Source organism: Marinobacter sp. SS13-12 (genome assembly GCF_030227115.1).
Classification (GTDB): Bacteria; Pseudomonadota; Gammaproteobacteria; order Pseudomonadales; family Oleiphilaceae; genus Marinobacter.
In genome coordinates, this window is sequence record NZ_JASSUA010000001.1 from 311,961 (window position 1) to 325,676 (window position 13,716).

Annotated in this window: 12 protein-coding genes; 6 read left to right on the forward strand and 6 right to left on the reverse strand. The window is 55.7% G+C overall.

All coding sequences use genetic code 11. From position 1 onward, the window contains the following. Positions 1 to 78: 78 nt before the first annotated feature. From QPL94_RS01455 to QPL94_RS01470, 4 genes are all read right to left on the reverse strand, one after another. On the reverse strand, positions 79 to 846 hold the full coding sequence (locus QPL94_RS01455; RefSeq protein ID WP_285355039.1) for an SDR family NAD(P)-dependent oxidoreductase: 768 nt from the start codon (positions 844 to 846) through the stop codon (positions 79 to 81). 165 nt (positions 847 to 1,011) lie between these two features. Further along, entirely contained in the window at positions 1,012 to 2,214 is a 1,203-nt protein-coding gene (locus QPL94_RS01460; RefSeq protein ID WP_285355040.1) for an acyl-CoA dehydrogenase family protein, read from the reverse strand. Positions 2,215 to 2,285: 71 nt separating this feature from the next. Beyond that, entirely contained in the window at positions 2,286 to 2,726 is a 441-nt protein-coding gene (locus QPL94_RS01465; RefSeq protein WP_285355041.1) for a PaaI family thioesterase, read from the reverse strand. After that, complete coding sequence (locus QPL94_RS01470) at positions 2,726 to 3,520, reverse strand: SDR family NAD(P)-dependent oxidoreductase (protein ID WP_285355042.1); 795 nt, start codon at positions 3,518 to 3,520, stop codon at positions 2,726 to 2,728. The genes QPL94_RS01465 and QPL94_RS01470 overlap by 1 nt, the downstream gene beginning before the upstream one ends. A 151-nt stretch (positions 3,521 to 3,671) precedes the next feature. On the opposite strand from QPL94_RS01470, the gene QPL94_RS01475 reads away from it, so the two are divergent. Next, the gene (locus QPL94_RS01475; RefSeq protein ID WP_285355043.1) at positions 3,672 to 5,255 is read left to right on the forward strand and encodes a class I adenylate-forming enzyme family protein; all 1,584 of its coding nucleotides are present in this window, start codon (positions 3,672 to 3,674) and stop codon (positions 5,253 to 5,255) included. 1 nt (position 5,256) lies between these two features. On the opposite strand, the gene QPL94_RS01480 is transcribed toward QPL94_RS01475, so the two are convergent. Next, positions 5,257 to 5,997, reverse strand: a complete 741-nt coding sequence (locus QPL94_RS01480; protein ID WP_285355044.1) for an enoyl-CoA hydratase/isomerase family protein — start codon at positions 5,995 to 5,997, stop codon at positions 5,257 to 5,259. Between the two features lie 171 nt (positions 5,998 to 6,168). Here QPL94_RS01480 and dctP point away from each other — a divergent pair, with 171 nt between their 5' ends. From dctP to QPL94_RS01500, 4 genes are all read left to right on the forward strand, one after another. Then, positions 6,169 to 7,215, forward strand: a complete 1,047-nt coding sequence (gene dctP, locus QPL94_RS01485; RefSeq protein WP_285355045.1) for a TRAP transporter substrate-binding protein DctP — start codon at positions 6,169 to 6,171, stop codon at positions 7,213 to 7,215. Positions 7,216 to 7,304: 89 nt separating this feature from the next. Further along, the gene (locus tag QPL94_RS01490; RefSeq protein WP_285355046.1) at positions 7,305 to 7,856 is read left to right on the forward strand and encodes a TRAP transporter small permease subunit; all 552 of its coding nucleotides are present in this window, start codon (positions 7,305 to 7,307) and stop codon (positions 7,854 to 7,856) included. Beyond that, a complete protein-coding gene (locus tag QPL94_RS01495) occupies positions 7,853 to 9,163 on the forward strand; it encodes a TRAP transporter large permease (protein ID WP_137436715.1) in 1,311 nt (436 codons plus the stop codon). Before QPL94_RS01490 ends, QPL94_RS01495 begins: the two co-directional genes overlap by 4 nt. Positions 9,164 to 9,264: 101 nt before the next feature. Beyond that, positions 9,265 to 9,834, forward strand: a complete 570-nt coding sequence (locus QPL94_RS01500; protein WP_285355047.1) for a hypothetical protein — start codon at positions 9,265 to 9,267, stop codon at positions 9,832 to 9,834. Positions 9,835 to 9,918: 84 nt separating this feature from the next. Here the strand turns inward: QPL94_RS01500 and QPL94_RS01505 are convergent, their stop codons facing one another. Next, positions 9,919 to 11,490: an ATP-binding response regulator gene (locus tag QPL94_RS01505; RefSeq protein WP_285355048.1), complete on the reverse strand. Its 1,572-nt coding sequence runs from the start codon at positions 11,488 to 11,490 to the stop codon at positions 9,919 to 9,921. A 515-nt stretch (positions 11,491 to 12,005) separates the two neighbouring features. Between QPL94_RS01505 and QPL94_RS01510 the strand changes: the two genes are divergently transcribed. Beyond that, positions 12,006 to 13,703 carry a putative bifunctional diguanylate cyclase/phosphodiesterase gene (locus tag QPL94_RS01510; RefSeq protein WP_285355049.1) on the forward strand — a complete coding sequence of 566 codons (1,698 nt, stop codon included), beginning with the start codon at positions 12,006 to 12,008 and terminating at the stop codon, positions 13,701 to 13,703. Positions 13,704 to 13,716: the final 13 nt, after the last annotated feature.

Genomic DNA, 13,716 nt, shown 5'->3' on the forward strand with positions numbered 1-13,716 from the left:
TGCGCTCAGACACCTTTGTTCCCTGCACAAAGACACCCCCACCCACCTACCTCGGCATACTTTCGGTGATGCCTCTTCTTAACAAATGGTTTCGCCGCCGTCGGCTACGATGACCTGGCCTGTGATATATGCGCTGGCTTTCGTCGACAGAAAGACAGCCAGGCCGGCAATGTCCACCGGCTCGCCAATTCGCCTGAGTGGGGTCTTGTCTTCGGCACGTTTGACGCGCACCGGATCTTCCCAAAGCGCCTTGGCAAAGTCAGTTTTGATCAGGCCGGGGGCGATGCTGTTGATACGGATGCCTTTCGGGCCCCATTCCACGGCCAGATTACGGGCCAGGGCTGCTTCTGCCGCCTTGGACACGCCGTAGGTACCAATGGTGGTGTTGCCACGGATACCGGCTATGCTGGACAGAAGAACAACTGCGCCTTCGCCTTTCTCAGCCATCTGCGGCAGCACCATATTGGTGAGCCAGAAGGTGCCTTTGACGTTGGTGTCCATGATCTTGTCCCAGGCGTCGTCGGTCATTTCGGCGGTGGTGCCGTACACCGGGTTGGTGGCGGCGTTACACACCAGAACATCGATGGTGCCCCAGGCTTCGTTGGTTTTGTTCACCAGGTTCTGCAGGTCGTCTTTCTTGCCTACGTGGCAAGGGATGGCGATGGCGTCGTAGCCCTGTGCTTTCAGCTCGTTGGCGACCTGCTCACAGGCGTCGGCCTTGCGGCTGGAGATCACCACTTTGGCGCCCAGTCGGGCCATTTCTTCGGCGATAGAACGGCCGATGCCTTTGGTGGAACCGGTGATCAGTGCGACTTTTCCAGTCATATCAAAAAGCGGATTAGTCATGGTTCAATCCTCATGCTCAATGCTTGGGGAACGAACGGGGAGGAACCTGCCGGGACTGTGCAAAACATGGATGTTTTGCTCAAGCCTACAGGGACGTATTCACGGCGTGTCCCGGCAGGTTCCTCCCCGTTCGTTCATGCACCCGACGAATCGGGCCGAAAATCTTTAGCGATACTGACGAAGCTCGATCTTGGCAACAGCGTCCAGATGCACCTCATCCGGTCCGTCCGCCAGCCTCAGGGTCCGCACCTTGGCCCAGGCTTCGGCCAGGAAGGTGTCCTGGGACACACCGGCACCACCGTGAACCTGAATGGCACGATCCAGCACCTTCAACGCCATACTCGGCGCAATCACCTTGATCATCGCAATTTCCTGACGGGCCACCTTGTTACCGACGGTGTCCATCATGTGTGCCGCCTTCAGAGTCAGCAGCCGCGCCTGTTCAATCTCGATCCGACTGCGGGCAATGTCCTTGCGGATGGAATCAAAGCCGGACAGCGGCTTGCCAAAGGCTTCACGGGCATTTGCGCGCTTACACATCAGCTCCAGCGCGCGTTCCGCCACACCAATGGTGCGCATACAGTGGTGGATACGGCCCGGCCCCAGGCGACCCTGGGCGATTTCGAAACCACGACCCTCACCCAGCAAGATGTTGTCCACAGGCACCCGCACATTCTCGTAATGGATTTCCGCATGGCCGTGAGGCGCATGGTCATAACCGAATACGGTCAACGAACGAATCATTTTCACGCCGGGCGTATCCAGGGGCACCAGAATCATCGACTGCTGCTGATGCTTCTCCGCATCCGGATCCGTCTTCCCCATCACGATCGCAATTTTCGAAGTGGTGGTCATGGCGCCTGAAGACCACCACTTTTTGCCATTGATCACGTACTCATCACCATCACGGCGGATTTCACAGGCAATATTGGTAGCATCCGAAGAGGCCACATCCGGCTCGGTCATCGAGAAGCAGGATCGGATTTCGCCGTCGAGCAGGGGCTTCAGCCACTTGTCCTGCTGCTCTTTATTGCCATAGCGGGCGATGGTTTCCATGTTGCCGGTGTCCGGTGCGGAGCAGTTGAACACTTCCGGCGCCATGGCGGAGCGCCCCATCACTTCACACAGATGGGCGTATTCGTAGTTGGTCAGGCCGGCACCGAATTCGCTTTCCGGCAGGAACAGGTTCCAAAGGCCCGCGGCCCTGGCCTTGACCTTCAGCTCCTCGATGATCGGTACCGGAGCCCAGCGGTTTTCCGCCTGCTCGATCTGTTCATGATGCTTGTGCTCATTCGGGTAGATATGAGCGTCCATGAATTCGTGGAGTTGCGCCTGCAGTTCTTTGGCTTTGTCAGACAGCTCAAACATGTCCGGTACCTCGTTGGTTGATAATCATTGGCCGGTGGTCAGAACCGGCGTGTCTCTTGTTGTTAATATAGTCAGATCGGTACACCTTCCGGTGTTGCGCTGCCGGAACGGATGCGAAATGTACCCTCGGCGATGGCCAGCAGGTTGCCCTGATCATCATGGACTTCGCCGGTGCTGTTGAATATGCGGGTGCCGCCGGCGCGCTTGCGGCCAGTGACCCTTATGGTTCCACCGGAACACTGGCCGGTGAAAGTGGTGGTCAGGGTCAGGGTGATGGCCTTGCGCATCCGACCGGGATAAGGGCAGTGGGTGCCCGCCTGGGCCAGCACAATGTCCAGCAGGGAGGTAAGCACACCGCCGTGGATCACTCCGCCCAGGTTCAGGTGCCGGGATTGCAGCTCCAGTTCCAGCACCGCTTCGTTCTCTTCCCAGGACACCTGACGATAACCCAGCAGGCTGTGAAAGCCCGGCAGGTCTTTTCCATCGGCAAACAGAGGTTCTTGCTCACTCATTACACTTTCATTCCTGGCAGGTTCAGGGACGCGGTATTGCCGCCGTCCACGGGTAAGGCCTGGCCGGTGATATAGCTGGCATCGTCGCTGGCCAGAAACAGGATCGCCGCAGCAATCTCTTCCGGTGCGCCATATCGACGCAACTCACACCGTGAACCGAGCTTGTGGGCCTTTTCATGGGTGCGGGCGTAGTCGAACACGGCCTGGGTCATTCCGGTTTCCACCAGTCCCGGGCACACCGCGTTCACCCGCACGTTATCGTTGCCAAGGTCACAGGCGGCAGTCATGGTGAGGTTGATCACACCGGCCTTGGACGCACTGTAGGCATTACCGCCGGCACCGGAACGAATGCCGGCCACGGAAGCCGTGTTCACGATCGAGCCCAGTTTGCGGGCCTTCATGTGGGGTGCCACATGCTTGATGAAGAGCATGGTGCCGATCAGGTTCACTGACAGCACTTTTTCCCATTCTTCCCGGTCGTTGCCGGTGATATCCGGATGACCATTGCCCGTACTGGCGATGCCGGCGATGTTGCAGAGCACGTCAATCTTGCCGAAAGTCCTGGCGGCTTCATCCACCAGCGCTTTAACCTGGGACTCATCAGCCACGTCGGCAATCCGTCGCAGGGCCTGCGCGCCCTCCGGCAACAGGCTTTCGGTATCCAGCAGGCCGGCCTCGGAGCGATCAACCATCATCACCCTCGCGCCCTCACGGGCCAGACGCACGGCGGTAGCCCTGCCAATGCCGCTGCCGGCTCCGGTGACTATGGCTGCCCGGTTGTCGAAACGCCCCATGCCGATGCTCCTTGTTGTGGTTTATTCGCGTCGTCACAAAATCACTTCGAGGTAATTTGTCACGCCTTCCGGTTTTGAGTCAATATAAACGAAAGTAAATTTCACTAGATAAAACACAATAACACCGAGAGGCCGAAAAATGGAAAGCTTGATGCAAATGCCCGTGCACGCGCCGGTGGATCCCGAAGAAACCATGGAGGCGATCGGCGAGCGCATTCAGAGTCTGGCTGCGGAGCGCCCCCACCAAACCGCGCTTATCGACGATCACGACAGCGTCAGCTGGCGCGAACTGGTGAGCCTCGCCAACTGCATTGCCAACCGGCTGCGCGCGGAGGGCCTGAAGGAAGGGGATACCGTGGCACTGCTGTCGGAGAACCGGATTGATGCCGTGGCTCTTTACCTGGGCACGCTCGTTGCCGGCGGCTGCATGGTGCCGTTATCAGGCATGGCCAGTGAGGACAGCCTGGCGCTGATGATCAACGACTGCGCAGCCCGCTTTGTGTTTGTGTCAGAAAAGAACCTGCCGTTGCTGGACGCCATGACGGGCAAGCTGGACAACCTTACCCGGGAAAGTTGCATCGGTCTGGGCACAGACGACGGTGGCCCGCTGACCAACCTGACCCAGTGGCTCGGAAACATCGGCTCCGAGGCACACCCGGCAAAGGTGACCCTGGATCATCCGTTCAACATCATCTACAGCTCCGGCACCACCGGAACCCCCAAGGGCATCCTCCACGATTACCGCTTCCGCCAGCGCCAGATGGTGCGCATGAGCCGCTTCGGGCTGGATGGCAACGCGGTGAATCTGGTATCCACACCGTTGTATTCCAACACCACCCTGGTGTCGATGTTGCCGACGCTGTTCTATGGCGGCACCCTGATCCTGATGGCCCGCTTCGATGCCCGGCGCTTTCTGGAGCTGGCCGAGCACCACCGTGTTACCCACGCCATGCTGGTGCCGGTGCAGTACCAGCGTATTCTGGCGGACCCCGAATTCGACCGTTTCGACCTGTCCTCTTTCCAGCTCAAGCTGTGCACCAGCGCCCCACTGCGCGCCGAGGTCATCCGCGACGCCATGGCCCGCTGGCCCGGCAACATCCGTGAAGTCTACGGCCTCACCGAAGGCGGCATTTCCACCTGCCTGGACTGTGCCGCCCACCCCGATAAATGGGATTCCGTGGGGGTACCGACCGAGGGCGCCGAGGTGCGGGTAATCGACGAACAGGGCAACGAGCTGCCAAGGGGAGAAACCGGAGAAATCGTGGGCCGCGCCATTTCCATGATGCGCGGTTACGTCAACCGCGACGACCAGACCCGCGAGATGCTCTGGACCAGCGCAGAGGGCCTGGTGTTCTATCGCAGCGGAGATATGGGCCGGGTCGACGAGGACGGCTTCGTCTACATTCTCGACCGTCGCAAGGACATGATCATCTCCGGCGGCTTCAATATCTATGCCGTGGATTTGGAGAACGTACTACTGGCACACCCGGCAGTGGCCGATGCCGCTGTCATCGGGATTCCCAGCGAGCAGTGGGGCGAAACGCCATTGGGGCTGGTGGTGCTTGACCCCGGCAGTAAAGGCAGTGAACCAAGCGAGGCTGAGCTGCTGGACTGGGCCAACGACCAGTTGGGCAAGGCCCAGCGCCTGGCCGCCATTGAGTTCCGCCCGGATCTGCCCCGCTCCGCCATCGGCAAAGTGTTGAAACGGGAGCTGCGGGCGCCTTACTGGTCCTGAGCTAGCGCTTGCCCATCCTGGCCAATGCAGCCCGACATTCTTCGGAACGCAGGCGCTCGCTGAACACCGGGCGCTCGCGTTCCAGGGCGTCCCTGATCATTTCCCGCCAGGGCGCCTTTATAAGCCTCTTGCTGGCGATCAGCGCGTCCCGGGGCTTGGCAGACAGCCGCTCAGCCTGCACCAGGGCCTGAGCGACCGCCTGTCCGTCCTCCACCATGCGGCTGACCAGGCCGCACTCCCGGGCTTCCTCACCGTTCAGGGTATCGCCCATCAGCAACAGATCCGCGCTACGTCGCGCCCCCAGGTGCAACGGCATGGTCACTGTGGAAGCTGCCTCTGGCACCAGTCCGAGATCCACAAAGGCGGTCTTGAAACGGGTGGAACGTCCGGCAATCACCGAATCGCAATGCAGCAGCAGGGTGGTACCGATGCCGATGGCCAGCCCCTCCACCGCTGCAATGACAGGCGTGTCGCAATTGATCAGGGTTTCGATGAACGCCAGCCCGGCTGAGGGTGCGGGATGCGCGTCAGTCGCCCTGGCACGGAAATCGTCCAGGTCGTTGCCTGCAGTGAACACGCCCCCTTCGCCACTGAGCACAATGGCGTTAACGCCCGTGTCGGCGGCGGCCCTGACGATCTCATCCGATAACTGCTGATACATGGCCCGGGTGAGAGCGTTTTTCTTTTCTGCGCGCGAGATGACGAGATGGACATGTCCGGCTTCACGTTTAGCAATTATCACTATACTTACCCCTGTGATCTGAAGATCGGTAACAGAATATCCACTTCTATCCTATTGCAAAACGCAAAGTGTGTGATAGATTCAGGTACACGGATTCATTCTGCAGTCAGTTGTTCTGCAGAGCGAAACTAAGTACGGGACGATTAACACAATAATGATCGAGGTCCAACAATGAAGATGCTATTTACCGCCAGAAAAACCCTTACTGTTTATGCCTCAGCCCTGACCCTGGGCCTGAGCGCCGCCCTGGCGAGCGCACCCGTTGCCGCCCAAGATACTATCACCTGGAGAGTCCAGTCCCACTGGCCGGGCGCCAGCTCTTCCTACAAGGACAGCCTGGGCCGCCTCAAGGATGTGTTGGAGGAGCGTACCGATGGCCGCCTGAAACTGGAACTGTACGAGTCTGGTGCCCTGTTCAAGCCCACGGAGACATTCAACGCCGTCAGCCGTGGCATTCTGGAGATGGGTACCATTTCTCCGGCCTACGCTCAGAACAAGATCAGCCTGGCCGGCGTTGCCTCCGGTTTGCCGCTGGCGTTCCAGACTCCGGCCGAAGCTGCCTATTTCCATATGAACATGGGTTTTGAGGAGATGCTGCGGGAAGAAGCCGCTGAACATAACGTCTATTGGGCCACTGACAAGGTCTACCAGACCGAGATGGTGGTCAAGGAACCGATCGAAAGCGTTGCGGACCTGGAGAAACTGAAAATCCGCTCCTCAGGCGCGTTGGAAAAATTCCTGGCGGAAGCCGGTGCGGCCACCACTTACATTACGGGTGCCGAGCTTTACTCAGCGCTGGATTCCGGCATTGTCGACGGAGCCCACTGGGGTGCTGCTCAAGGCGCTTATAGCATGTCCCTGTACGAAGTCGCGAAGTACCACGTCAAGCCGGCTCTGAACGTAGCGGGTACCGACGTCATCATCATCAGCCAGAAAGCGCTCGACGCGCTGCCTAAAGAAATGCAGGCAACCGTCAAGGACGCCCTGGTTGAGCAGTTCTGGGTGCGAACCAACGAGTACGAACACAAAGAAAAAGTAACCCTGCAGAAAGCCATTGAAGAAGAAGGTGTCAAGATCAACACACTTCCGCAGGATGTCCAGGATCACATGCTGGAAGCGGCACAGAAGTTCTGGGATGAAGAAGCCAAGACCAGCGATAACGCTGCCAAGGCCGTCGAGATGGTCAAGGAATACCTGGCGCAACTCGGCCGTCTTTAATCAGGCAATAACAGGACCGGGCGCTACGCCCGGTTTTTCATTGCCGATCAAATCCTTCTCAACCAAGCCCTTAAAGGCGGGGGGACAACATGCGCGCTCTAACCGCATTCATGACTGGAGTGACCAGGCTCAACGACCTGCTCGGACGATGGTTCTCCTATCTGGTCATGATCATGTTCCTGTTATTGATTACAGGCGTGGCTTTTCGATATTTGCTCGAGGCACCACTGTCCTGGACGGGCGAGTTGACCCAGTTGCTTTTCGGGATTTACGGGCTCATGGCCGGTGGTTATCTGCTGTCACACAACGGCCACGTCAATGTGGATCTGGTCTATTCAAAATTCAGCCGCCGAACCCGGGCGTTTCTTGACCTGTTTACCTCGATCCTGTTTTTCCTGTTCACTCTGGCGCTGTTTTACTTTGCCGTCGATATGGCCTGGGAATCCTTCAGTGGCCGGGAAACATCGAATTCGGCCTGGAACCCCCCCATCTGGCCGGTGAAAGCCTTTATACCGCTGGCCACCCTGCTACTGATCCTGCAGGGCATTGTGAAGCTGCTGCAGGACATAGCCATTGCCTTCAACCTCAGTTATTACCAGCCCGAACCTGAACCAGAAGAACTGCCGGAGGACAAGGCATGAGCATTGAAGCGCTGACCCTGCTTTTCTTCGGCTCCCTGCTGTTTTTCCTGGTACTGGGCCTGCCACTGGCGTTCGTCCTCGGCGGCGTTTCCGTGGTATTTCTCTACTTTACCTGGGGCTTCGACTCCTTCTACCTGGTGGCTTCACAGATCTGGAGCACTATGGGAAGCTTTACCCTGGTCGCCATACCGCTGTTTGTGTTCATGGCCATGATTCTGGAGCGAACCGGGGTCGCCCGGGACCTCTACCGGATGATGCACCTGTGGTTCGGTGGCGTCCGCGGCGGGCTGGCCATTGGCACCCTGGTCATCTGTGCAATATTTGCGGCAATGGTCGGCATCAGTGGCGCCGCCGTTGTCGCCATGGGTACCATCGCCCTGCCGGCCATGCTGGAGCGTGGCTACGACAAGAAAATGGTGCTTGGTGTCATCAACACCGGCGGTGGCTGGGGCGTACTCATCCCGCCCTCCATCCTGATGATTCTCTATGCCCTGATCACCGGTGTGTCGGTGGGCAAGATGTTTGCCGCCGGCATACTGCCGGGCATCATGCTGATGATCCTTACCTCTGCGTACGTGCTGATCCGCTGCTACCTGCAGCCGCACCTGGCTCCGGACCTGCCCAAGGAAGAGCGGGGCACCTGGTCTGAAAAATTTGCGGCCCTGCGCTCCGTGGTGCTACCGATAATGGTGGTGTTCATGGTACTCGGCTCGATCATCGGAGGCATCACCACGCCCACCGAGGCGGCTGCCATGGGTGTACTGGGGGCTCTTATCTCGGCCGCGGTCTACCGCGCGCTGAACATCGAACTGATCAAAGATGCGTCAGTGCGGACGTTCAAGCTAACGGGCATGATCATGTGGATCCTGTTTGCGGCACACGCGTTCAGTGCCGCCTACCAGAGCATGGGCGCGCAACCGATGATTGAGGGCATGATCCAGTCCATTCCCGGCGGCCCCTGGGCGGTCATCATCTTCATGATGCTGATTGTCTTCCTGTTGGGGATGGTGCTGGACCCGGTTGGCATCATGCTGATCACCCTGCCGGTGTTCACGCCCATTGTTTCGTCCATGGGCTTCGACCCGATCTGGTTCGGCATACTGTTCGTGATCAACATGGAAATCGGCTATATGACGCCGCCGTTCGGGTTCAACCTCTTCTACCTGAAAGGGGTGGTGCCGCCGGGGATAACCATGGGCGACATTTACCGATCGGTTATACCCTTCGTGCTCATCCAGATCGTGGGTATCGGCTGTCTCATGGTGTTTCCTGAGATTGCTACCTACCTGCCGGATCTGCTCTTCTGACGCAATACGCCAGCCTGTTGCGAGCTGGTTAACAGAGAACTACCTTTAGGGAACTCCCGGCTGATGGAACCGGGAGTTCCCGATCACAAGGAGACGTTCTCATGAACCGGTTACATCCGATCCTGTTTACCCTTGCCTGTCTGCTTACACTATCCCCGTTGACCGTTCACGCCGAAGCGCTGACCGACCAGACCATTCGTTCGTTCATCAGCAGCCTTGAGGCTCTTCAGGGGATGGAAGACGATTATGACGAGCTGGCTACCGAAGAAAACGACGGAGAAATGCCGGATATGTCCCGTATATTCTCGTCGTCTGTTGAAGAGATGAAAGGTCACGATATGTATAACGAGCTGGAGGATGTGGTGCAGCAACACGGCTTTTCCAGTCCGGAACAGTGGGGCGAAATCGGCGACCGCATCTTTCACGCCTGGGGGGCCCTGGAAATGGGCAAGCAGTCCGGGGATATGAACCAGGAAATGGCCAGGGCCATGGAGGAAATCGACAACAACCCTCACATGAGCGAAGCCCAGAAACAGCAGATGCGGGAAATGATGGGCGGTGCCATGTCAGCCGTTGAACAGGCTGCAAACGCGCCCGAGGCCGACAAGCAGGCGGTCCGGCCTCACATGGAGGCGCTCCGTTCAGTGACAGGAGAGGATGAAGACTTCTGAACCTGGTATTGCTTAAGATCCTATTTTTGCGTGGGATATCACGAGTCAGAACTTCTCGCAACCACCTGACGTTCAGTATGTTGCTTATGAAACCAGCTGTTGCTTGCCCTGATCGCTGAGGGCTGGCTCCAGTGCCACGTGTAAAACGGTCCCTCGTTTGTAATTGGACATAAAGCGTATTTTTCCGCCCTGCACCTCTGTCATCAGTTTAGCGGAATAGGTTCCCAAGCCCGTCCCCTGTGCCTTATTAGCAGTTGTGTACTTGTCGAAAAAAGTGTCTCTTAGGTTGTCAGGGACGGTCCCCTTATTGTGGATCATTAGGTTAATTTTAGCTTTTTTATTCAACATAATGTAAACGATATCGCCGGGTGGGGAAGCTTCAACGGCATTCTTAAGTAAATTTCGCAACAAAGAAAGACACAGACTTTCCTCCCCGAGACAAAGACATTTCGAACCCGGGCGAAGCGCTATACGGACCTGTTTTTGATCCGCTTCACTCCTCATCTCCCGAATGACACGCTTTGCTAATTTGACCAAATCCACAGACGTTGGCTCGAACCGGTAGGCACCTCTCTCCATTTTGTAGAGATCCAGGGTTCGGTTCACCATATTGAGGTCGTCAAAACCAGCGTCTCGCATAGTCTCCAGTGCGCCCGCGACATGTTTGGCCCATGGGCCATTTTGCAACAGCGCGTCGGCGGTAGAGATGATGGCAGACAAAGGACTTTTAATGTCGTGGCGTGTCATGCGTTCAACATCCTCTCGCAGTCGGGCGTTCTCCAGCAGCGTATCAATGTGATTACGCAAGTCTTCCTTTGCGTGGCGGATTTCAATGTGTGTCGCAACGCGAGCCTGTAGGACCATTGGATCAGCCGGTTTGGTGATGTAATCCACGCAGCCCGCCTTGAATCCCCGGGTGATCTCCTTTGACGTTGCATGTGCGGTGAGGAATATAACCGGTATGGCCGCGGTTGAAGGGTCGTTTTTTAGCCGATAGCAGAAATCATACCCGGTTGTATCGGGCAGCGTCACCTCCATCAGGATAAGGTCTGGTGCCGCAAGATCATGAACCATTTCCCAGGCTTGATCACCACTGATGGCTGATCGGATCTCATGAAAGCGCTTTAAAATAGGGGCCACAGCTTTGTCTGTCGTTAGATCGCCCACCAGCATTACCGTGGCGTTGCCAAAATCATGGCCAAACGCTTCGTTAGGCGTTTCATGACTTTCTTCCGCGGTTGCGGTGCTCTCTGCACGGCCAGAGGGTTTAATCTGACTGGTAATTTTGTTGACCCGATTCTGGAGATCTGAGTAGGTAAAGGGCTTAATAAGGAATTGGGTGACGCCCTCCTCAATCGCCGCACTCACCAACGTCCTGTCACTTTCCGCCGTCACCATCATGAAAGGAATGCTGCGCCAAGCAGGGGTTTTGCGTATTATTTTCAGTAATTCCATGCCGTTCATTTTGGGCATGTTGCTATCAGAAATAATTAGGTCGACACGATTAGCCGCCAACAGGGATAGTGCCTGTTCACCGTTTTCAGCTAGCAAAACATTGTTCAACCCCATCAAACGAAGGCTGTCTCTCACCATTTTCCGCATCGCGGCCATGTCTTCTACGACTAAAATGGACATGGACTGGGAAGGAAAAACCATGCTGGCCTCTTAGTGGCTTGTTGTGTTTGGTGAAAGTACGTAGCAGATCTCGAACGTAAGCTTGGCCTAATTGGGGCGCGTTATTGGGAGGGAATGATTTTCTGCACGTCGGCCATGAAGCAGCTCCTGCAACTCCGAAGTTAAGAATCCCCGCATTTAGCTACATTCTGTATTTGAGCTTAGTCACAGCAATTTTAGAACTCAAATCTTCAGCCTGTCATCCCGCCTTCTTTGATAGTCTAGAACGCTAGCCCTGGTGGAACTGAAAGAAAGCATCGATCGCTCGGGCTTAAGCGAAATCCGACGTTCGTCCCCCAAGGTCAAAGCAAGGCGCAAATGCCCTGACAGCTACAAATTGTGTAACATTTTTTTACACAATGATGGTTCTTTTTTGAACTACGCTGCTAGTACTTAGTCACGAATACGCAGGTCGCTGAATTGAGCCGCCTATTGGCCCCATGATTGAGAGTGAAGTCCAGAATTTTTAAAGACTGATTTATTCACAAGGCAGTCAAATGAATAGAGAGAGCAGTAACTATCTTCCTACCTTCGAAAATATATGGCATTCACAGAAATGGCCACAATTGTCGGGATTTGCTAGAGAGGTTTGCAGGCTACTGATTATTGTCGTTTTTTTAACCGCTGGCACTTGGGTTGTTTACTTCACCGGAGGTACTGGCTACGCGTACCCCTATGTAATCCTGCTACCGGTGCTGCTGTCAGCTGTATGGTTTGGATTACCGGGAGCAGTCTTGAGCTCGATAACAGCAGGGCTTCTGCTCGGGCCGTGGATGCCTTTGGACGTCTCAACCGGCACTTACCAGTCAACGGAAAACTGGCTGGCGCGTATCGCCTTTTTCCTTCTTATCGGCGTATTTTCAGCAGGGCTTTTCGAGAGCCTGAGACAGGCCAATCAACGCCGCGTTCAGGCACTTGAAATCGATCATAAAACCGGGCTCTGGACACAAGCTGCCCTAACCCGGGATATTGAAAGACTGTTTCGAAGGGCAGGCCAGGATAGATCTTCTTCGTCAGCGATACTCCTGGTCCGGATGCAGGACTTATGGGAAATTCTTCAGTCAATGGGCGCTGATACTGCTGAACAGGTGGTGAAAGACCTGGCCGAACGAATCAGCCAAAACATCAAAATACCCCACCAAGTTTACAGGTTCAGCAAATCAGAACTGGCAATTTTATTCTCTGTTGTATCTAAGGAGGAAGTTAGCGCTCAGGAAGAAGTGGGCTCCATTTTTGAAGTGGCTCAGAGAGTTGGTGAAGAAGAAACAATTGTAAAAGGCATTTCACTGCGCGTTCAGATTGTTGCCGGAAGCTACCTTATTCGAGAAAACGATCAGAATCCGGAAATTGTTATCAACCGCGCAGGAACCGGTTTGTCGGTAGCAATCGAGAATAATGTTCCCTACCGCCGTTACGATCCGATGTTCGACCAGAAAACCGCTGAACGTGTACAGCTTATAGCGCGTGTTCGTGATGGATTGGCCAATCAGGAGTTTCAGTTATTCTACCAGCCCAAGATTTGTATGCAGTCCGGGCAACACGTTGGTTCAGAAGCTTTGCTGCGCTGGTTCGATCATGAAAACAGAATGGTTATGCCCGGGCTATTTATGCCAAAGGTGGAAAGTACGACACTGATAGACCCTGTGACGCGCTTCGTGATCGCGAGAGCATGTGAAAATATAAAGTCGCAGAACCTAATGCCAGTCAGCGTCAACTTTGCGATCAACAACTTGATGAACCTCTCGTTAATAAATGATCTGGGGAGGTTGGTTTCTTCATACGGAGTAAGCCCTGAATCTCTAGAAATTGAAATTACAGAAGGCGCACTGATTCAGGACCCGGAACAAGCACGAGAGGCCGTTGGAAGTCTGCGCGACCAGGGTTTTAAGGTCAGTCTGGACGATTTCGGCACAGGTTATTCTTCGTTTCAGTACCTGACTCACCTGCCGCTGTCGGGATTGAAGATCGACCGCGCTTTTGTCAGCAATCTGGAAGTCAGCGCAGAAGCCCGAACGATCATGGAATCCATGATCTCTATGACCAAAGCATTAAAACTTGAGGTGACTGTAGAGGGCATTGAGACAGAGCAACAAAGGAAGATAGTCACCGATCTGGGAGCAGACCTGGCACAGGGGTTTCATTACTCCAGACCTCTTCCGTTGCCTGAGTATCAACAATGGGCAAGGGACCACTGATATTGCTCATAGC